The sequence below is a fragment of the Vibrio sp. R10-SF1-ISO8 genome, from assembly GCF_059833805.1.
In genome coordinates, this window is the sequence record NZ_JCBDHL010000021.1 from 178,500 (window position 1) to 198,401 (window position 19,902).

Below are 19,902 nucleotides of genomic sequence, written 5' to 3' on the forward strand. Positions count from 1 at the left end.
ATTCAAAACAACAGTAACTTTGATTCGTTTCTCATTTGTTACGTTTCAATGAAGTTTTTACGCATATTGTCCGAGCAAGTCACAAATTTTTGCTATCGGACTGGCGCTTTTTTGAACACTTAAACTGACGAAAACGATTAAATTGAACATTTGAGAATGTTAATTCAGTGTGCACATCACTATCACTATTGTGGATATTCAATCAGGCGAGCATCTTTGGTCATCAAGTTAGCTCATTTTACAGGCTATTATTTTGTAATTGAGGTTTGACGCCTTATCTAGCAAGGGGATTCGATGGATTAACGACACATATGAAATTATGTTTCTTAATATGTGTGATGTTGTGATTTCTTTTGTTGTTTGTTTGTGGTTTGTTGGTTTTTTGTGTTGTTGCGTGTTAATTGGTGGTGATGATATGGTGAAAAATAACAATTATACGCAGTTATTTTCATATTGATTTTTCCACATCTTCACTGCATTATCCGCCCGTCAAAAAATACGCTGACACGTAAAATGGAAGCACGAAGCGAGTTTTACAGGTCTAAACTGCATAAAACAACAAAATCAATGCTAAGCAATCTTGACACTTAGTCGAGCAGTTAGATGGATGGCTTGGACGCAGAGGTCAGCGAAAACTCACTATGAGGATGTTATGACAGACTTAATCAATTTAATGAATGACCTTTTATGGGGTTCTATTCTTGTTTACCTTCTGGTCGGTGTGGGAATTTACTTTACAGTCCGTTTGGGCTTTATTCAGTTCCGCCACTTTGGCCATATGTTCTCTGTTCTAAAAAACAGCCGTAAAGCAGATAAAGCAGGTATCTCTTCTTTCCAAGCACTTTGTACAAGTTTAGCTGCACGTGTTGGTACAGGTAACATGGCTGGTGTTGCTGTCGCTTTAACTGCGGGTGGCCCTGGCGCTATTTTTTGGATGTGGCTAATTGCTATGTTAGGTATGGCAACATCATTCGCCGAAAGTACCTTAGCGCAGCTTTACAAAACCAAAGATGATGATGGCAACTATCGCGGTGGTCCAGCGTACTACATGGAGAAAGGTCTAGGTATGCGTTGGATGGGGGTACTGTTCTCTGTATTCCTGATTATCGCTTTTGGCCTAGTTTTCAATGCAGTACAAGCAAATTCAATCGCTAATGCGATGAACAATGCCTTCGGTTGGGAAGATACCTACGTAGGTATCGCTGTAGTATTACTTTCATCGATTGTTATTTTTGGTGGCATCAAGCGTATTGCTAAAGTGGCTGAGCTGATTGTTCCGCTTATGGCACTGGCTTACTTACTGCTGGCGATGTTCGTCATGTTGACTAACTTAGAGAAACTTCCTGCCGTTCTTACACTGATCTTCAAGAGTGCATTTGGCTTGCAAGAAGCGGCCGCCGGTGGTCTTGGCTACGCAATCGCACAGGCGATGATCAACGGTATTAAGCGCGGTCTGTTCTCAAACGAAGCGGGTATGGGTTCAGCTCCGAACGCAGCGGCTTCTGCAACGCCATATCCTCCACACCCAGCATCACAAGGTTACGTGCAGATGTTAGGTGTCTTTATGGATACTATCGTTATCTGTTCGGCAACCGTAGCTATCATCCTGATGTCGGGTGAATATGTACCACACGGTGAAGTAACAGGTATCGAGTTAACGCAAACGGCTTTGAGTTCTCAAGTTGGTGAGTGGGGCGGCATCTTTGTTGCTGTGGCGATTTTCTTCTTTGCCTTTACCTCAATCATTGCCAACTACTCTTATGCAGAAACCAACCTAATCTTCTTAGAGCACAACCACAAAGCGGGCCTTGGTATTTTCCGTATCATCGTTTTGGGTATGGTGATGTTTGGTGCTGTGGCTTCTCTACCAGTCGTATGGGCTCTGGCAGATGTTTCCATGGGTCTAATGGCGATAGTTAACTTGGTGGCGATTATTCTGCTATCAGGCATCGTTATTAAGCTAGCGAAAGACTACAACCGTCAGCTAGACGAAGGTAAAGTGCCGACGTTTGATTCAAACGACTTCCCAGAGCTGAAGTCTCAGCTTGAGGATGGTATCTGGGATCAGAGCAAAAAAGATTAATATAACCGTCATACTTGAAGCTGTAGCGTCGTTGGCCGCATAAATTCCCCTAATCACATGGGAACACTATGCTCATAGGGCTGAATTGATTTGCCGCCTAGCAACAGCTCCAATTATTTAGGTTATAACTTTTGCCTATTAAAACGATTCAAAAAGCCATGCAGACATTGCATGGCTTTTTTTGTAACCTATATCTAACAACATAATTAAACAGATAGAGTTAAGTCATGCTAATCGTCGTTTCACCTGCGAAAACCTTAGATTATGAATCGCCACTGGCAACAGAGAAATATACTCAACCCGATTTAATTGAGTACTCTAAGCAGCTTATTGATGTTTGCCGTAAACTGACACCGGCTGATGTAGCGAGCTTAATGAAGGTTAGCGATAAAATCGCCGATCTGAACGTTGGCCGTTTTCAAGAGTGGAGCGAGACATTTACCTCAGATAACTCGCGCCAAGCTATCTTAGCTTTTAAAGGCGATGTCTACACAGGGTTAGATGCGCAGTCATTATCTGAGCAAGATTTTGATTACGCGCAAAGCCATCTACGCATGCTATCGGGTTTGTATGGTTTACTTAAGCCACTCGATTTAATGCAGCCTTACCGCCTTGAGATGGGCACTAAGCTTGCTAACGATAAAGGCAGTAACCTTTATCATTTTTGGGGCAATGTGATCACCGATAAGCTTAACGAGGCGATTGCTGATCAAGGTGATAATGTATTGGTTAACCTAGCGTCGAATGAGTACTTCAAAGCGGTAAAACCCAAAAATCTCGATGCCCAAGTGATTACGCCTGTATTTAAAGACTGCAAAAATGGTCAATATAAGGTGATCAGCTTTTATGCCAAGAAAGCCCGCGGTATGATGGCGCGTTACATTATTGAAAATCGAATTTCAAGCGTCGCTGAACTGACTAAGTTTGATACTGCGGGATATTACTTTGTTGAAGGTGAGTCGACACCGACCGAATTAGTCTTTAAGCGCGAAGAGCAATAATTGATAGGAGTAGATGATGCTCAAATGGTTTAAGCAATGGCTAGCGAAGTATGATGCTTGGTGCCAGTCAATGGGGCTAACACCAGACAATAAACGCAGTTGTGTTCCCTATCGTAGCGACTCTACTTCATCAACAAGCAATAACAACAAGGCGCAGCGTTAATGCGCCTTTTTGATACCCACTGTCATCTCGATTTTGAAGTATTCGCAAACGGCTTAGAAAATCATATCAAGTCAGCGAATCAAGTTGGAGTCGAGCGCTTTTTGATTCCCTCTATTGGCCCATCAAACTGGAACAGGGTCGAGAACCTTGCGAAGCAGTTTCCCTCTATTTATTACGCATTGGGAATACACCCTTATTTTCTTAGTCCCGATAGCCATACTCATCGTGATCAGTTAGACGCACTGCTCAGTCAGCGTTCTGGAAAATGTGTTGCCATAGGAGAGTGCGGGCTTGATGCTATGGTTGATGTTAATAGTCAGATTCAAGAGCGTGTTTTTATTCAGCAGCTTGAGCTGGCGCAAACTTACCAATTACCACTTATCCTTCATTCTCGGAAAACTCACAATCGCCTACTACAATTGCTTAAACAGAATCGTTTCTCGTATGGAGGTGTGTTACACGCTTTTTCCGGCAGTTTTCAGCAAGCGAAGCAGTTTACAGACTTGGGTTTTTACATCGGAGTAGGAGGAATGATCACCTATCCAAGAGCGAATAAGACACGTCAAGCCATCATTCAGTTACCGCTTGAATATATCGTCTTGGAAACTGATTCGCCGGACATGCCACTAAATGGGTATCAAGGCAAGTTTAATCAGCCTAAGATGTTAGCTCAAACCTTGTCCTGTCTCGCATCTCTGAAAGGAATGCCGGAGCAAACGATTGCTGAAAACGTTTGGAAAAATAGCAATTCAGCATTCGGTATTTGTGAATAATTTCTAAATAAATTGTTCTTTTAATGATTACAAAGAGGGTGAATGGTGATCGGCTTCACGTAAATGAGTGAATGAATGGTGAATCTTATTAGAAACTGTGAGGGCGGCATTACTTTATCATTGGCCGGATGAGTATAATTGCCTCCGCTTTTGAGCTCCATTTTGTAACACGCCAACAAATAACATATAAGGAAGTCATAAACTATGAGCCTGTTTATGAGCCTAGTCGGTATGGCAGTATTGCTAGGAATTGCATTACTACTGTCTGATAACCGCAAAGCTATCAATCTAAGAACTGTGGGTGGCGCATTTGCTATCCAATTCCTCATCGGTGGTTTCGTTTTATACGTACCATGGGGTCGCGACCTACTAGCTGGTTTCTCAGCTGGTGTACAGAACGTTATCGACTACGGTAAAGACGGTACTGGTTTCCTATTCGGCAGCCTAGTTAACTTCTCTGTTGACGGTATCGGCTTCATCTTCGCGTTCCAAGTACTTCCAACGCTAATCTTCTTCTCTGCACTTATCTCTGTACTTTACTACATTGGTGTAATGCAGTGGGTTATCAAGATTCTTGGTGGTGGTCTACAAAAGGCACTAGGTACTTCACGTGCCGAGTCTATGTCTGCAGCAGCTAACATCTTCGTAGGTCAAACAGAAGCACCTCTAGTGGTTCGTCCATTTGTTCCTAAAATGACTCAATCTGAGCTATTTGCAGTAATGTGTGGTGGTCTAGCGTCTGTTGCTGGTGGTGTACTAGCAGGTTACGCATCTATGGGTGTACCTCTAGAGTACCTTGTAGCGGCATCATTCATGGCAGCACCAGGTGGTCTACTGTTCGCTAAAATCATTAAGCCAGAAACAGAAACACCAGATGAAAATCTAGGTGATGACATCGACGGTGGTGACGACAAGCCTGCTAACGTTATTGACGCAGCAGCTGGTGGTGCTTCAGTTGGTCTACAACTAGCTCTAAACGTTGGTGCAATGCTACTAGCATTCATCGGTCTAATCGCGCTAATCAACGGTATCCTAGGTGGCGTTGGCGGTTGGTTCGGTATGCCAGAGCTAACTCTAGAAATTCTACTAGGTTACCTATTCTCACCTCTAGCATTCCTAATCGGTGTGCCATGGGCTGAAGCAACAGTCGCTGGTTCGTTCATCGGTCAGAAACTGGTTGTTAACGAATTCGTAGCTTACCTAAACTTTGTACCTTACGTTGGTGACGGCGCTCAAGTTGTTGCAGCAACAGGTCAAGTAATGTCTGAGAAGACTCAAGCAATCATCGCATTCGCTCTATGTGGTTTCGCAAACCTTTCTTCTATTGCGATTCTACTAGGTGGTCTAGGTGGTCTAGCTCCAAACCGTCGTCACGACATCGCTCGTATGGGTGTGAAAGCGGTTTGTGCAGGTACACTGTCTAACCTAATGGCGGCGACAATCGCTGGCTTCTTCCTATCTTTCTAATTGATTAAGCGAAAGATTATATAGACGCCGTTTTATAAAGCCCCGTAGTTGCATAGCTTGCTATGTACTACGGGGCTTTTTCGTTTTTTCTTTCGTCGTCTTTTGCCCGCTAACTGCGTTAACTGCGAATATTCGCCCCAATCATTTAGTAACACTAAACTCATGGGGACTCATATTCTTGTTGCCTTGTTAGCGAACAAATGACTTAGAAAGAGTCAAACTTAGCCTGCGCAAAGTAGAGCTCTGTTTGATAGGTCTGGAATGAGTTCGGACAACAAGATTCATAATGTTTGTGAAGTTGATTAGATTGAGCAATCGTTAAGCAGAATCTTTTTTGAGATACAAACCGTTTGCGCTCTATGAGCGACTACAGTTCTGCGACAAATATCTATAATGTAGGTATCTATAGAAAGTAGGGTAAAACTCATGAATGAAGTTTTCCTCGCAACCTTAGCCGGTTTTGTTGTTGGAGTCCTGTTTTCCGCTATCAAGTTGCCGATACCAGCCCCGCCTGTTTTAGCAGGTGTTATGGGCATCGTTGGTGTTTATCTTGGTGGCGTAACTTATCAATGGATTATTGAGAAGTTTTTTAGCTAGCGATAATTGATACAAGGAGTATGATTGGCGCTGGCAGCAACGACACCGTTGCTTGGGCGTTTGCCCATATACGTTAGACACCGCAATCGCAGATTGTTGTGCCATAGACCAAACTGGTACTGTGCGGTGACAAGGATAGCAATTGGCATATTAAAACTCGCTGTATATGCCGAGTCTTCAGGGAACCAAGTCCGTTCATAAATGACTGCAGTTCTAAAAAACGTTTTTAGAACAGTAACTTTTTTGAATATTGATCGGAGATAGAAATGAGCGATTTAAAAGCAGCAGCACTACGTGCACTTAAACTAATGGACCTAACTACGCTGAATGATGATGACACTGATGCGAAAGTTATTTCACTATGTCATGACGCCAAATCAGCAGTAGGTAACACAGCTGCAATTTGTATTTACCCTCGCTTTATTCCTATTGCTAAGAAGACACTTCGTGAGCAAGGTACGCCAGAAGTTCGCATCGCAACTGTAACTAACTTCCCACACGGTAACGACGACATTGAGATCGCTGTTGCTGAAACTAAAGCGGCAGTAGCTTACGGTGCAGATGAAGTCGACGTAGTATTTCCTTACCGTGCTCTAATGGCAGGTAACGAAGAAGTGGGCTTCGAGCTAGTTAAGCAATGTAAAGAAGCTTGTGGTGATATTCTTCTAAAAGTGATCATCGAAACGGGTGAGCTAAAAGAAGAAGCACTAATCAAGAAAGCATCTGAAATCTGTATCAAAGCTGGCGCAGACTTCATTAAAACTTCTACTGGTAAAGTGCCAGTAAACGCGACACCTGAATACGCTCGCATGATGCTAGAAGTGATTCGTGATATGGGTGTTGCACAAACAGTTGGTTTCAAACCAGCAGGTGGCGTTCGTACTGCTGAAGATGCAGCGGACTACCTAGCAATGGCTGATGAAATCCTGGGCGATAACTGGGTTGATGCTCGTCACTACCGTTTCGGTGCGTCAAGCCTGCTTACAAACCTACTTAATACATTAGAAGTAACAGACGAAACTGCTGATCCAGCAGCTTACTAATTTTCTCGTCATATTTGACGCCGCAGCGTTGTTGACTGCGTAAGTTCATCCTAATCACATAGAACTTCTATGCTCATAGGAATGAACTTACTTGTCGCCTAGCTGTAACGCCAAATATTTAGAGAAATGATAACAACAAAGTCTGTTTGGTGGAGTAGCGAGCTGCTGCTCCACATTACCTCTTTACCTTATAACCATCGCTTGCTAAAGCATGGGAGGATCTAATGTACTTACCTCAAGAAATCATTCGTAAAAAACGCGATGGCGAAGTGCTTACCGCGGAAGAAATTAACTTCTTTATCCAAGGCGTAGCGAAAAACACCGTATCTGAAGGTCAGATAGCGGCGTTTGCTATGACTATCTTCTTTAATGAAATGACGATGCCTGAGCGTATTGCACTCACTTGTGCCATGCGTGACTCTGGTATGGTTATCGATTGGAGCCACAAAGAGTTTGGCGGTCCTATCGTTGATAAACACTCAACGGGTGGTGTCGGTGATGTAACATCTCTAATGCTTGGCCCTATGGTCGCAGCATGTGGTGGTTTTGTTCCTATGATCTCAGGTCGTGGCTTAGGTCATACTGGCGGTACGCTAGATAAGCTTGAGTCAATTCCTGGCTACAACATTACCCCTACTAACGAAGTGTTTGGTGATGTAACCAAAGAAGCCGGTGTAGCTATCATCGGCCAAACCGGCGATTTAGCACCGGCCGATAAGCGCGTATACGCGACGCGTGATATTACCGCGACGGTTGATAACATCTCGTTGATCACCGCTTCAATTCTTTCCAAAAAACTGGCAGCAGGTCTTGAGTCACTAGTGATGGATGTAAAAGTCGGCTCTGGTGCATTTATGCCAACTTACGAAGCGTCCGAAGAGCTAGCAAAATCTATTGTTGCCGTAGCAAACGGTGCAGGCACTAAGACAACGGCCATCCTTACCGATATGAACCAAGTATTGGCTTCTTCGGCGGGTAACGCGGTTGAAGTACGTGAAGCCGTTCAGTTCTTAACGGGTGAATACCGTAACCCTCGTCTACTTGAAGTGACTATGGCGTCATGTGCGGAGATGTTGGTTCTAGGCAAGCTTGCTGATAACACGGAAGATGCGCGTGCCAAGTTGATGGAAGTGCTTGACAACGGTAAAGCGGCAGAGTGTTTCGGCAAGATGGTTGCAGGCCTTGGTGGCCCTGCTGATTTTGTTGAAAACTACGATAACTACCTAGAAAAAGCGGACATCATCAAGCCTGTATACGCTGATCAAAACGGTACTGTATCAGCGATGGATACTCGTGCGATTGGTATGGCCGTTGTGTCTATGGGCGGTGGTCGCCGTGTTGCAACAGACGTTATTGACTATGCCGTGGGTTTTGACAGCTTTATCCGCTTAGGTGAAGAGGCGTCAAGTGATAAGCCTCTAGCGGTTATCCACGCTCGCAATGAAGAGCAGTGGCAGGAAGCAGCGCAAGCACTGAAAGCCGCGATCACGATTGGTGGTGAGTACACACCAACGCCAGAGGTGTATCGTCAGATTCGCGCTGAAGATCTTTAAACTCTTCATATTTGAACTTGCAGCGGCGTTAACTGCGCTCGCTCACCCCAGTCACATAGACGAGCTATGCTCAGGGGATTCGCTTGCTTGTTGCTTTGCTGCAAGTCCAACTATTTTGAGTTGAATTACTATTATTATTAGATTGGTCGATTGAGCTGTTGTTCTCGACCAATTAAAGGAAGAGAGCAATGAAAAGAGCATTTATTTTAGTCTTAGACTCATTTGGTATCGGTGCGACAGCTGATGCGAAAGACTTTGGCGACGTTGGTTCAGATACCCTAGGTCATATTGCTGAGCAATGTGATAAAGGTTTAGCGGATAACGCTGATCGTAGCGGCGCACTAAAACTACCTAATTTATCCAAGCTGGGCCTAGCAATGGCACACAAAGAGTCGACAGGTAGCTTTGCACCAGGTCTTGATGCAGACGCGGAAATCATCGGTGCTTATGGCCATGCAGCTGAGCTTTCTTCTGGTAAAGATACTCCATCAGGTCACTGGGAGATTGCAGGTGTACCTGTACTGTTTGATTGGGGCTACTTCACCGACAAAGAGAATAGTTTCCCTAAAGAGCTAACTGACCGCATTCTTGAGCGTGCAGGTCTTGACGGTTTCCTAGGTAACTGTCACGCATCGGGTACTCAAGTTCTTGATGACTTGGGTGAAGAGCATATGAAGACTGGTCAGCCAATCTTCTACACTTCTGCTGACTCTGTATTCCAAATTGCTTGTCATGAAGAGACGTTTGGTCTTGATCGTCTACTTGAACTTTGCCAGATCGCGCGTGAAGAACTTGAAGACTACAACATCGGTCGCGTTATCGCTCGTCCGTTTGTTGGCCCAGGTAAAGGTCAATTTGAGCGCACGGGTAACCGTCGTGACCTATCGGTAGAGCCACCTTCAGCGACTATTTTGCAAAAGTTAGTGGATGAAAAGGGTGGTGAAGTTCACTCGATCGGTAAGATCTCTGATATTTACGCTGGTTGCGGTATCACTAAGAAGACCAAAGCAACAGGTATTCCTGCTCTATTTGAAGCAACAAAAGAGGCAATCAAAGAAGCGGGTGACAACACGATCGTATTCACCAACTTTGTTGACTTCGATTCTGCTTATGGTCACCGCCGTGACGTTGCGGGCTATGCCGCGGCGCTAGAGTACTTTGATGGCCGTATCCACGAAGTGATGGAGATGATGGAAGAGGACGATGTGCTGATTCTAACTGCTGATCATGGCTGTGATCCTACTTGGCCAGGTACTGACCACACTCGTGAGCACATCCCAGTGATTGTTTACGGTCAGAAAGTGCCAGCAGGCTCGTTAGGTCTTCGTGAATCCTTTGCTGATATCGGCCAAACTTTGGCTAGCTATTTTGGTACATCACCAATGGATTACGGTAAAAACTTCTTGTAATCAAAATCGACTAAATTAGATAGAGGGCCTAGCCCTCTATTATTTTGTCCATTCTCACTAATATCCGATTAATAAAAGGAAATTGAATCATGGCAACTCCACATATCAACGCAGAAATGGGTGCATTTGCAGACGTCGTACTCATGCCGGGTGACCCGCTACGCGCAAAATACATTGCAGAAACCTTCTTGGAAGATGTTGTACAGGTATGTGATGTACGCAATATGTACGGCTTCACGGGCACTTACAAAGGTCGCAAGGTATCGGTAATGGGTCATGGTATGGGTATCCCATCATGTTCTATTTACGCAACAGAGCTAATCAAAGACTTCGGCGTGAAAAAGATCATTCGTGTCGGTAGCTGTGGTGCGGTAAGTGAAGACATTAAAGTGCGTGACGTAGTCATCGGCATGGGTGCATGTACGGATTCAAAAGTGAACCGCATCCGTTTCAAAGGCCATGACTTCGCTGCTATTGCTGACTACAAAATGGTTCGCGCAGCAGAAGATGCAGCAAAAGCACGCGGTATTGAAGTGAAAGTCGGTAACTTGTTCTCAGCGGAGCTGTTCTACACGCCTGATCCAGAGATGTTCGATGTGATGGATAAATACGGCATTGTTGGTGTAGAAATGGAAGCCGCAGGCATCTACGGCGTTTGTGCGGAATACGGTGCAAAAGCGCTAACCATCTGTACTGTGTCTGACCATATTAAGACAGGCGAGCAAACTACATCTGATGAGCGCCAAACAACGTTCAACGATATGATGATCGTCGCTCTAGACTCTGTTCTACTAGGTGACGCAGAGTAGAGTTTAGGATCGCTTCGCTGCGAGATCGGGCTGCGCCCGCGGGAATCTAGAACGGGCTTTGCCCTCCGAGATGTGTTCGTGGTAGGTGAGTCGAAAATTGCAGACAGTGATACTTTTCTTAGGATCTAATTGTTTGGATATAAAAGCAAAGGGTTGACACAATGTGCCAACCCTTCAATACTTCTCGCTTCTCGCTTCTCGCTTCTCGCTTCTCGCTTCTCGCTTCTCGCTTCTCGCTTCTCGCTTCTCGCTTCTGCTACATATCCTTGAGCAACAAATTCTCACCTTTACGCTTGTTCGGCTTACGGCGAACAATCAGAGTGAGCAGTAGACCTGCGATAAAACTTAGGCCAACCATGGTGTACATGTATCGGTCACTCTTTCGGTAATAGTGATCGGAGAAGGCGGTAAGTTTACCGGTTTCAAAGGTAACTCGGACAAAGCCTATTACTGACCCATCGTGTAGAACAGGTTCTACCAATTGTTGTTTGCCTATCCGCGCCGTCTGTAGCGGGGTATCTAGACCAAGCATCTCTCGTACTGATTTAGCCTCCTGACTGGCTGCCAGTTTTACTCCTTCAGAGTCATAGATGGTTGCATCGACTACAAGCTCATCTTTAGCTAATTGATTGGAAAGTTTGAGCAGTCGCTCTTGATCTTGATTGATGATCATATCACTGGCAGAAAGCGATGCCTGTGAGATCAGAATATTGGTCAGTGTCTCTAGTTGGTTGGCCTGAATCTCTTCGTTACCCTTCGTAATTTTGACGCTGTTAATTCCAATGGTCGCCACCATAGCAATCAAAGAGATAATCGCGAATACTTTCATCGCAGTACGAAAAGAAAACAGAGATGAGTCCATTTGTCACCTAAATAGAGCTTAATTATATTTTAGAGCATATTGAGACTTGCGCACCCAAATTGCAATAGGTTAACGTGTTGAGAGACTTTTTAGGAATAGTAGACATGGACACGTTAAAGACTCTCTCTATACGTAAACACATCCCGCTCATTAACCGCCTACCAGAATCTCGACTGGCTACCCAGTTTGATAAAGCCAATGCAGGTTGGGTTGTTTTTGGCGAGTACCTCTGCCCAAGCCAGTTTGAAGATATCGACTTTTTCGTTGGCTACTACAATGCTGTGGTCGACGTTTGGAAGGTAGGGCACTATGAAGTGGCCTTGATGGCTGGCGAATTAACAGCTGAGCATGAAGAAATCTTACAAGGCTTAGAGTTGGATTACTCTACATTGGTTGATATGCCTGACTTATCTAAACCCGGTTTGATCGTGTTGGATATGGACTCAACAGCGATTCAAATAGAGTGTATTGATGAGATCGCTAAACTCGCGGGTGTGGGTGAAGAAGTGGCGGAAGTTACTGAACGTGCGATGCAAGGAGAGCTCGATTTTGAGCAGAGCTTACGCCAACGTGTGGGCAAGCTTGCAGGCGCCGATGAGTCAATATTGAGTGAAGTACGCGCCGAGTTACCACTTATGCCTGATTTACCTGAGTTGATAGGTACGCTAAAACATTATGGCTGGAAAACGGCGATTGCCTCGGGCGGTTTCACCTATTTTTCAGACCACCTCAAACAGTTGTTAGCGCTTGACCATGCTCAGTCTAACCAGTTGGAAATTGTTAAAGGCAAACTGACAGGTAAGGTACTTGGTGATGTCGTTTCAGCCCAAACTAAAGCTGATATTCTTATCGAACTTGCAGAAAAGTACGATATTGAGTCTCACAACACGATTGCTGTCGGTGATGGCGCCAATGATTTGGTGATGATGGAAGCGGCGGGTTTAGGCATTGCTTATCATGCGAAACCGAAAGTTGAACAGCAAGCTAAGAGTGCCATTCGATACGCAGGCTTAGGTGGAATAGTGTGTATTCTATCGGCACTGCTGGTGAAGCAAAAGCGGGTCAGCTTTAATCCTCAACCATGATACCAAGCAGAATAAATACCTGATCATTCTTGCTGGTTAAAATCGCTGATAGCTGCGTTATAGCTATGTTTTCAAAGAATGGTGTAGGTAGGTGAACTAGCTAGCTGCAATCTATGCCTTGCTCTAAGCGATTTTTCCTGCGCAATTATCTGAGCACCTATTTATCCTGATTGGTATAAGCACTCAAAGCGAGGCAAACTAGGCCTCGCTTTTTTTATTGGGTTAATCCAAGGCGAATTAACACTTCTTCGGTAATGTCGGTGAGCTCTCCATAACCAACGATGTTATGGATGTCTTTTTCGAGGCTGCGTGCATGATGCAGACTGATATGCGTTAGCTCATCGAGATCTTTGCGCACCAAGGCAGTAATAGGGTCAAAGACTGGCGCTCCACAGATTCTAATCGCATAAAACTCTCCCATAGCTTGAGCATTTTTGACGAAGTTCATACGCTCTTTCAGGCTATCGAAGTCGCTGCTTAATTTTGATTCAACCGATTGGATACGTGTTCCGAACTTGACTGCAGTGAGGTAAAGCTCGTGATACTGAGGTTGGGCCCCTTCAATTCTCTTCATTGGTTGAGCGAGTAAAGTATTAGTTCGGCCTTTATAAATGGGGCCGAGAGAGAAGTTTTTCTCATCGCCCAGTTTTGCCAAAATGGTTAAGTAAGGTTTTAGCGGATAGTTAATACCAATCGCTTTAGGTCTGAGGCTTTTGCCTTTCTTCTCGATAAACAGTGGCGAGCTGACCATTTTATCGAGCAAGATATCATGCAGACCTTCGAGTAGCTCATTGCTTGGTAGCAGCTCTTTTTTGGCGATCAATTTATCTTGGTTATGATCGATCAGAGTGCCAAAGAAAGCGATAGTGCGCATAATCTGACTATCTTCAATGATAGCCAGTTGTAACTGCTTACCTCCGGGGCTAACTCTAATTACGCGGTAAGGCACTTCGCCAAGAGGTAATTTCTTATCATAGAGCTGAAGCTCTTTGAAATTGACCGAGCAAGTTTCGCCCGCTTTCAATTTACATGGCGCCGTCAGAGCGACGCTAACGCCATGTTTAGAAATATCTACGCTGATGCCTTCATACGTCGTTGTGTCTGGCTCAGAGAGCGTTATCGGTGATTTAAATTGGTATCGTGGCTCTTTACGACGAGACTGGGCGTCGAAATAAATGCACACAGGGTTGTGCTCAGGATTTCTAGCATGCCTGAATTGGTTGAGCTCGCTGCTCGCTAAACGAGGTTTTTCTGCCAGTAGATAGTCTTGGCGGCTGGTGTCATCCGCGATTTCTTGCAAGATGCCACAATGAGTCAGTGAAGAGGTTTCAAGCCCGAGTTCGTTGGTATGCTCTGAAAGTTCTAGTCTCTCTTCAGCTGACAGTTCAAACACCGATAATCGGAATACTTTCCAACTCTCTTTTTTTGCACCAATGTGCCAAAACAGCTGACGTAGTTCACGGGTTGCTTCTGGCATCATCATGGAAAAGAACAAGGTTTTGTCTTGATGGTCATGAGTGAAAGAGTAGATCACATTACTACTGCCTCTCATGCCTTCCGTCGTGAGCAACGACATTCGTTGGTTGTTGAATAAGTTAGTTAAACTTTGTTGATTGCGCTCATCATGCCAATACTGCCAAATCTTTTGGTTGTTTTCTGTCATAAGAGCAAGCTTTAACTCGTTGCCACTAAAGAATACAGGTAGGTTACAGGTGTGTTTCAGGTAGGTATGCTCAAAGCCTCGTGAACGAGCGCGAATAATTTTGTCTTGGTTATCGTGGCGAGTCTTCTGTCCTTCACTTTTAAGCAGTTGCTCAATCACCTCGTCAATTATATTCGTGGTATCCAACTTCAGTAGACGAAGGTACTTAACGGCGTCGTTCTCGTAAGATTCATCGATACCAACGATGCGATAAGGAATGACGGAGTCTATCCCTTCCACTTCAATGGTTTTGCTTAGCTCAACCAGACGAACATCAATCACCTCACCAAGTTTGTAATTGAATGCCGAGGGCACTTTAAACTTAGCGCCGGAAGGTGAGAGATCGACAGTCACCGCATGGACAATCTGTCCGCTCAGTAATTCAATCTCGATCTGGGAAGAGACTTTAAGACGATTCTCTTTCCTTTTTAGGTCATAACCCATCACGACGGCTTCAACATCAATACCATTGAGATCGGTAGTGATTTCTGTTCCGAGTGGTTTGCCACGCTTTTGCATCACTCTAAAATTGTTGTGAGTATTACAAAGCGCTTCCCACACCCCTTCGGTATAGCCACCGAATTTGCGCGTGTTCTTGTGGTAGGCATTAAATGCAACGTCATCGAGCCAATGTTTAAGGCCATCGAGCTCGTATTCTCTACATTCTCCCTTCACTCGTCCGCGAAGGTCGATAGGCTTAGTGCATGGCGCCATGACTCGGTTAAGTTCCATCTTAACTAAGATTTTGACAGACGGTGGGTCTCCCTCAGTCATTTGACCAAGAAGAAATTCGAAATCTTCCGAGTTGTAAGCAGGAATCAAACGTTCCGCAAGAGAGAGTATTTCTGGCTGCTGCATATTTTTTTGTTAGAGTATCCCTTACTCAAAATATCGACCTTGATATAAAGATCTTTAGTGATATGTTACTGCGAATCAAGTAGAGATGGTGAGATACGCAAGCGTAGACGATGTTTGCGTCACAAATACAATATTTTTAAGAGGCCTGAGGTTACATGGCAAAAGCGAAGAGAGCATACGTTTGTAATGACTGCGGAGCAGATTTTCCCCGTTGGCAAGGGCAGTGCAATGCGTGTGGAGCGTGGAATACTATCAGTGAAGTTCGTTTAGCTGCATCTCCAACGGTAGCACGTAACGAGCGTCTTGCAGGCTATGCCGGGGCGAGTACAGAAGCGAAAGTTCAAACGTTATCTGAGATCGATCTGCAAGAGGTTCCGCGTTTTACGAGTGGATTCAAAGAACTTGACCGAGTGCTTGGCGGAGGGGTGGTCCCGGGGGCTGCGATTCTAATTGGTGGTAACCCTGGTGCTGGTAAATCAACGCTCTTGTTACAAACCATGTGCTACTTGGCATCGCAAATGCCGACTCTTTATGTTACCGGTGAGGAATCTCTTCAACAGGTCGCGATGCGCGCCTCTCGACTTGGGTTACCCAAAGACAACTTAAAAATGTTGTCAGAAACCAATGTTGATCGCATCTGTCAAATTGCTGAAAAAGAACAGCCTAAAATTATGGTGATTGACTCGATTCAGGTTATGCATGTCTCGGATGTTCAATCCTCGCCGGGTAGTGTGGCTCAAGTACGAGAAGCGGCAACGGCACTGACTCGTTATGCTAAACAAAACAATGTGTCAGTGTTTATCGTTGGCCATGTAACTAAAGATGGCACCTTGGCTGGCCCCAAAGTACTTGAACACATCATTGACTGTTCGGTGTTACTCGATGGTGGCACAGACAGCCGTTTTCGAACTCTTCGCAGTCATAAAAACCGTTTTGGCGCAGTGAATGAGCTGGGTGTATTCGCCATGACGGGCCAAGGACTCAAAGAGGTCAGCAACCCTTCAGCAATTTTTTTATCACGTGGCGAGGAAGAAACCTCCGGCAGCTCGGTTATGGTGGTATGGGAAGGCACGCGTCCACTACTGGTAGAAATCCAAGCCTTAGTCGATTATTCGCAATTGGCTAACCCGCGCCGAGTCGCAGTTGGCCTAGAGCAAAACCGATTGTCGTTACTGCTTGCTGTGCTACACAAACATGGCGGTCTGCAAATGGCCGATCAAGACGTATTTGTTAATGTCGTCGGTGGGGTAAAAGTAACAGAAACCAGTGCTGACTTAGCGTTAGTGATGGCGTTGCTATCAAGCTTTAGAGATAGACCGCTGCCTAAGGATGTGGTTGTGTTTGGGGAGGTCGGCCTAGCGGGAGAGATTCGCCCTGTTCCAAGTGGACAAGAGCGCTTAAACGAAGCCTTCAAGCATGGTTTTAAAAAGGCAATTGTTCCTGCCGCTAACATGCCAAAAGGCGGCATCCCAGGCATGCAGATCCATGGCGTGAAAAAGCTCTCTGAAGCGATTGAAGCGTTTGATGAGCTATAAGATCGAGCTGCGCTCGCGAGAACGCTTTGCTTCGAGAATCTAGATCGGACTTTGTCCTTCGAGAAGTAGTTACGATGATTGAATCTAAAAACACAGACACTATGAGGTGTTTTTTGGAGTTAGTTTTCTGAATTGTAATTGAAAGGGTTGATACTATGTGGCAACCCTTCAAACTTTCTCGCTTCTCGCTTCTCGCTTCTCGCTTCTCGCTTCTCGCTTCTCGCTTCTCGCTTCTCGCTTCTCGCTTCTCGCTAAAGCATATCCACTGCTTTCTCAACCGCAGCCACTAATCTATCAACGTCTTCCATGGTGTTGTATACCGCAAAAGAGGCGCGGATAGTGCCTTTCACACCTAACGCATCCATTAGCGGGTGGGCGCAGTGGTTGCCTGCTCTCACTGCGATACCTTGCTGATCTAACAAGGTGGCGACATCTTGATGATGTACGCCATCAATGATGAAAGAGATGACTGATGCGCCTTTCTGAAAGCCTAAGATTTGCACATCTTCGACTTGGCTTAGTTTTTGGTGCGCACGTTCGACAAGCTGGTGGATATGTTGTTCAACTAGGGCCTGATCTAATGATGTATACCAATTGATCGCGGTAGCTAAAGCGATTGCTCCGGCCACATTGGGTGTTCCAGCTTCAAATTTTCCCGGAACACCAGTGAAAGTCGTTCCGCTGAAAGAGACTTTTTCAACCATCTTCCCACCACCATGCCAAGGCGGCATGGACTCTAGTAAGCTAAGTTTGCCGTAGAGCACGCCAATCCCCGCAGGAGCAAAGAGTTTGTGCCCTGAGAATACATAGAAATCCGCACCAAGTTTTTGCACGTCTACTTTCTCGTGCACGACTCCCTGTGCACCATCAACAACCACAATGGCATGGTGTTGGTGGGCAAGTTCAATGACTTGCTCGATAGGCTGTCTTGTTCCAGTTACATTGGTGATATGGGCGAGTGCAACGATTTTGGTTTTATCCGTGATCAGTTTTTGATACGCGGCAAAGTCAAACTGACATTCCCGAGTCATCGGTACTTTGACTACTTTTGCTCCGGTCTGCTCAGCAACAATTTGCCATGGTACTATGTTGGCGTGATGTTCCATTTCACTAACCAGTATCTCGTCACCAGAGCTAAGCATTGCCCGTGCATAAGTTTGAGCAATCAGGTTAAGGGCTTCTGTTGCACCGCGAGCCCAAATAATCTCGCTAGCCGATGCTGCGCCAACAAAGTTAGCGACCGTTTCGCGTGCGCTCTCAAATTCACTGGTCGCTTTGGCAGTCAAGCTATGACTGCCACGATGGACATTGGCATTTTGCTGGCTGTAGTAATCAGAAATCGCCTTGATGACACTCTGAGGTTTTTGACTTGTCGCAGCGCTATCAAGATAAACAAGTCTCTGGTCATTAATTTGTTGCTTTAAAGCGGGGAACTGATCAGCAATAAGCGTGGCGTCGAACATTATTCATCACCCAGTTTATGGTATTGCAGGGTAGGGATGGTGACCATTGGCTCTGCGACCGTCCACGCGTGTGCTTTGCCAGATAAATTAATGATAATCTCCATCGCAAATTCGAGCGCGGTGCCCGGCCCTTGGCTAGTGAGCAAATTATGGTTTACATCATAGGTCACACGCTTAACACGCCAGTTTTTCTTTTCAATATGACTTTCGAAGCTAGGGTGACAAGTCATTAAAGCTTCTGAGTAAAGGCCATGGTGAGCTAACACTAAGGCAGGTGCAGCGCAGATTGCCGCGACCAACTTACCTTCGTACATCTGCTGACGTACAATCTCGACCAAAACAGTGCTATCACGGAATACCTCAGCGCCGCCAACGCCACCTGGTAAAATAACGGCATCAAATTCATCATCAGCAATGTCGACTAACTTACAATCAGCACTAAGAGTGACCCCTCGTGATGCTTTCATAGTGAGGTTGCCATCAAAGTCTGCGCTAGCCACAACAACTTGATAGCCCGCACGAATCATCATATCTATGATGGTAATAGCTTCCATTTCTTCACTACCGGGAGCGATTGGGACGAGTACTTTTTTAGTCATTATGAATTCCAACTTTGTTCTATGTTTTTGATTGCTTGATAGAGTTTGCGATTCTTGGGCGTCGAGATGCCATGATGCTGCGCACGCTCAAGTAAGTATCCAGTAATAAAGTCTATCTCGCTTGGGCGGCGATGGAAAATATCTTGCTGCATAGAAGAGTGATTGGCAGCAGTTGCTGTTATTACCTGATTGACTGTTTGCGACAGTTGCTCACGTGATAGCGGTATTTGTTCAGCGGCTAACACTTGATAGATTTCATCCAGTAGCTCATTAATTGCAAGTTGGTGGTCTTGTTCGGCAAGTTGACCATTAGTGACTTGATGAATGGCCGTAAGGGGGTTGATCGCACAATTTATCGCGAGCTTAGTCCAAAGCGCGTGGTGAATATTGTCATTCCAATCTGTAAGTGGAAGTGCATGAGTAAAGACTTCTTCAAGAAAGGAACAGTGAGTACCAAGTGAATTAAAACCACCGAGCTGTGTTTGCCCTATGCCAGTATGCAAAACTTGTTGTTTACTTGGCTTATACGCCCCGTGGGTGGTTGTGGCCAGTACCAACGGGTTTTTAGGCATTTTCTGCGCTACGGCTTCAGCCGTTCCCATACCATTATGCATTAGCACTATGATGGCATCTGGGCTGATGCTTGGCATAAGCGGGGTCAGTGCAGAGTCAACTTGCCACGCTTTTACCGTAATAAGAATCAGGTCTGCTCGTTCAACGTCGGCTATGTTGTGGTTAGAAAAGGTTTGCGGCGATTGCTGATCAAGTTGAAGGGTGAGTCTTGGTTCGACAGAAGTCGACCAGAGATAAACATTGTGCCCTGCTGCTTGAAACTTGGTTGCCCATAAAGAGCCGATCGCCCCTGGGCCTAGGATAAGAATATTCACTGAACGCTCGCAA

Annotated in this window: 17 protein-coding genes and 1 pseudogene; 12 read left to right on the forward strand and 6 right to left on the reverse strand. The window is 45.2% G+C overall.

Annotated elements, in window-relative coordinates; genetic code table 11:
• Positions 1–652 precede the first annotated feature (652 nt).
• The 6 genes from AC6R00_RS18795 to AC6R00_RS18820 all read left to right on the forward strand — a co-directional run bounded on the left by AC6R00_RS18795 (position 653) and on the right by AC6R00_RS18820 (position 6,084).
• Entirely contained in the window at positions 653–2,083 is a 1,431-nt protein-coding gene (locus tag AC6R00_RS18795) for an alanine/glycine:cation symporter family protein (RefSeq protein ID WP_500641539.1), read from the forward strand.
• A 227-nt stretch (positions 2,084–2,310) separates the two neighbouring features.
• The gene (yaaA, locus tag AC6R00_RS18800; protein ID WP_500641540.1) at positions 2,311–3,084 is read left to right on the forward strand and encodes a peroxide stress protein YaaA; all 774 of its coding nucleotides are present in this window, start codon (positions 2,311–2,313) and stop codon (positions 3,082–3,084) included.
• A gap of 16 nt (positions 3,085–3,100) precedes the next feature.
• Positions 3,101–3,247 carry a DUF5363 family protein gene (locus AC6R00_RS18805; RefSeq protein WP_500641541.1) on the forward strand — a complete coding sequence of 49 codons (147 nt, stop codon included), beginning with the start codon at positions 3,101–3,103 and terminating at the stop codon, positions 3,245–3,247.
• Positions 3,247–4,020, forward strand: coding sequence for a TatD family hydrolase (locus AC6R00_RS18810; RefSeq protein ID WP_500641542.1), 774 nt, complete (start codon positions 3,247–3,249; stop codon positions 4,018–4,020). The genes AC6R00_RS18805 and AC6R00_RS18810 overlap by 1 nt, the downstream gene beginning before the upstream one ends.
• A gap of 204 nt (positions 4,021–4,224) precedes the next feature.
• Positions 4,225–5,487 (forward strand): NupC/NupG family nucleoside CNT transporter, encoded by a 1,263-nt coding sequence (locus AC6R00_RS18815; protein ID WP_500641543.1) that lies wholly within the window; start codon positions 4,225–4,227, stop codon positions 5,485–5,487.
• Between the two features lie 426 nt (positions 5,488–5,913).
• Positions 5,914–6,084: a XapX domain-containing protein gene (locus AC6R00_RS18820; protein WP_004744928.1), complete on the forward strand. Its 171-nt coding sequence runs from the start codon at positions 5,914–5,916 to the stop codon at positions 6,082–6,084.
• On the opposite strand, the pseudogene AC6R00_RS18825 reads toward AC6R00_RS18820, so the two are convergent.
• Positions 6,004–6,235: pseudogene (locus tag AC6R00_RS18825) on the reverse strand (hypothetical protein). The gene AC6R00_RS18820 and the pseudogene AC6R00_RS18825 sit on opposite strands and share 81 nt — an antisense overlap.
• A 115-nt stretch (positions 6,236–6,350) precedes the next feature.
• Here AC6R00_RS18825 and deoC point away from each other — a divergent pair.
• The 4 genes from deoC to deoD all read left to right on the forward strand — a co-directional run bounded on the left by deoC (position 6,351) and on the right by deoD (position 10,898).
• The gene (deoC, locus tag AC6R00_RS18830) at positions 6,351–7,127 is read left to right on the forward strand and encodes a deoxyribose-phosphate aldolase (RefSeq protein WP_004744927.1); all 777 of its coding nucleotides are present in this window, start codon (positions 6,351–6,353) and stop codon (positions 7,125–7,127) included.
• Positions 7,128–7,351: 224 nt separating this feature from the next.
• Positions 7,352–8,680, forward strand: a complete 1,329-nt coding sequence (gene deoA / locus AC6R00_RS18835; RefSeq protein ID WP_004744926.1) for a thymidine phosphorylase — start codon at positions 7,352–7,354, stop codon at positions 8,678–8,680.
• A gap of 188 nt (positions 8,681–8,868) precedes the next feature.
• On the forward strand, positions 8,869–10,089 hold the full coding sequence (locus AC6R00_RS18840; RefSeq protein WP_004744925.1) for a phosphopentomutase: 1,221 nt from the start codon (positions 8,869–8,871) through the stop codon (positions 10,087–10,089).
• Positions 10,090–10,178: 89 nt separating this feature from the next.
• A complete protein-coding gene (gene deoD, locus AC6R00_RS18845) occupies positions 10,179–10,898 on the forward strand; it encodes a purine-nucleoside phosphorylase (protein ID WP_171323020.1) in 720 nt (239 codons plus the stop codon).
• A gap of 256 nt (positions 10,899–11,154) precedes the next feature.
• Here deoD and AC6R00_RS18850 read toward each other — a convergent pair whose 3' ends face one another.
• Positions 11,155–11,760, reverse strand: coding sequence for a YtjB family periplasmic protein (locus AC6R00_RS18850; RefSeq protein WP_500641544.1), 606 nt, complete (start codon positions 11,758–11,760; stop codon positions 11,155–11,157).
• A gap of 104 nt (positions 11,761–11,864) precedes the next feature.
• On the opposite strand from AC6R00_RS18850, the gene serB reads away from it, so the two are divergent.
• Entirely contained in the window at positions 11,865–12,845 is a 981-nt protein-coding gene (gene serB / locus AC6R00_RS18855) for a phosphoserine phosphatase (RefSeq protein ID WP_500641545.1), read from the forward strand.
• A 214-nt stretch (positions 12,846–13,059) separates the two neighbouring features.
• Here serB and AC6R00_RS18860 read toward each other — a convergent pair whose 3' ends face one another.
• Positions 13,060–15,405, reverse strand: a complete 2,346-nt coding sequence (locus AC6R00_RS18860; RefSeq protein ID WP_500641546.1) for a PilZ domain-containing protein — start codon at positions 15,403–15,405, stop codon at positions 13,060–13,062.
• Between the two features lie 155 nt (positions 15,406–15,560).
• Here AC6R00_RS18860 and radA point away from each other — a divergent pair, with 155 nt between their 5' ends.
• Positions 15,561–16,940, forward strand: coding sequence for a DNA repair protein RadA (gene radA / locus AC6R00_RS18865; RefSeq protein WP_171323012.1), 1,380 nt, complete (start codon positions 15,561–15,563; stop codon positions 16,938–16,940).
• Positions 16,941–17,191: 251 nt separating this feature from the next.
• Here the strand turns inward: radA and csdA are convergent, their stop codons facing one another.
• From csdA to panE, 3 genes are read right to left on the reverse strand one after another with little or no spacing between them, the layout of a single operon-like run.
• Positions 17,192–18,403 (reverse strand): cysteine desulfurase CsdA, encoded by a 1,212-nt coding sequence (gene csdA / locus AC6R00_RS18870; RefSeq protein ID WP_500641547.1) that lies wholly within the window; start codon positions 18,401–18,403, stop codon positions 17,192–17,194.
• Complete coding sequence (locus AC6R00_RS18875) at positions 18,403–19,002, reverse strand: DJ-1 family glyoxalase III (protein WP_500641548.1); 600 nt, start codon at positions 19,000–19,002, stop codon at positions 18,403–18,405. The genes csdA and AC6R00_RS18875 overlap by 1 nt, the downstream gene beginning before the upstream one ends.
• Positions 19,002–19,889, reverse strand: a complete 888-nt coding sequence (panE, locus tag AC6R00_RS18880) for a 2-dehydropantoate 2-reductase (protein ID WP_500642209.1) — start codon at positions 19,887–19,889, stop codon at positions 19,002–19,004. Before panE ends, AC6R00_RS18875 begins: the two co-directional genes overlap by 1 nt.
• Positions 19,890–19,902 lie beyond the last annotated feature (13 nt).

Coding starts and splice junctions, on each gene's coding strand:
- csdA (WP_500641547.1), bottom strand. CDS start 18,403: ATGTTCGACGCCACGCTTATTGCTGATCAGTTCCCCGCTTTAAAGCAA.
- AC6R00_RS18795 (WP_500641539.1), top strand. CDS start 653: ATGACAGACTTAATCAATTTAATGAATGACCTTTTATGGGGTTCTATT.
- AC6R00_RS18875 (WP_500641548.1), bottom strand. CDS start 19,002: ATGACTAAAAAAGTACTCGTCCCAATCGCTCCCGGTAGTGAAGAAATG.
- AC6R00_RS18805 (WP_500641541.1), top strand. CDS start 3,101: ATGCTCAAATGGTTTAAGCAATGGCTAGCGAAGTATGATGCTTGGTGC.
- deoC (WP_004744927.1), top strand. CDS start 6,351: ATGAGCGATTTAAAAGCAGCAGCACTACGTGCACTTAAACTAATGGAC.
- deoD (WP_171323020.1), top strand. CDS start 10,179: ATGGCAACTCCACATATCAACGCAGAAATGGGTGCATTTGCAGACGTC.
- radA (WP_171323012.1), top strand. CDS start 15,561: ATGGCAAAAGCGAAGAGAGCATACGTTTGTAATGACTGCGGAGCAGAT.
- AC6R00_RS18815 (WP_500641543.1), top strand. CDS start 4,225: ATGAGCCTGTTTATGAGCCTAGTCGGTATGGCAGTATTGCTAGGAATT.
- deoA (WP_004744926.1), top strand. CDS start 7,352: ATGTACTTACCTCAAGAAATCATTCGTAAAAAACGCGATGGCGAAGTG.
- AC6R00_RS18820 (WP_004744928.1), top strand. CDS start 5,914: ATGAATGAAGTTTTCCTCGCAACCTTAGCCGGTTTTGTTGTTGGAGTC.
- yaaA (WP_500641540.1), top strand. CDS start 2,311: ATGCTAATCGTCGTTTCACCTGCGAAAACCTTAGATTATGAATCGCCA.
- AC6R00_RS18840 (WP_004744925.1), top strand. CDS start 8,869: ATGAAAAGAGCATTTATTTTAGTCTTAGACTCATTTGGTATCGGTGCG.
- AC6R00_RS18850 (WP_500641544.1), bottom strand. CDS start 11,760: ATGGACTCATCTCTGTTTTCTTTTCGTACTGCGATGAAAGTATTCGCG.
- serB (WP_500641545.1), top strand. CDS start 11,865: ATGGACACGTTAAAGACTCTCTCTATACGTAAACACATCCCGCTCATT.
- AC6R00_RS18860 (WP_500641546.1), bottom strand. CDS start 15,405: ATGCAGCAGCCAGAAATACTCTCTCTTGCGGAACGTTTGATTCCTGCT.
- AC6R00_RS18810 (WP_500641542.1), top strand. CDS start 3,247: ATGCGCCTTTTTGATACCCACTGTCATCTCGATTTTGAAGTATTCGCA.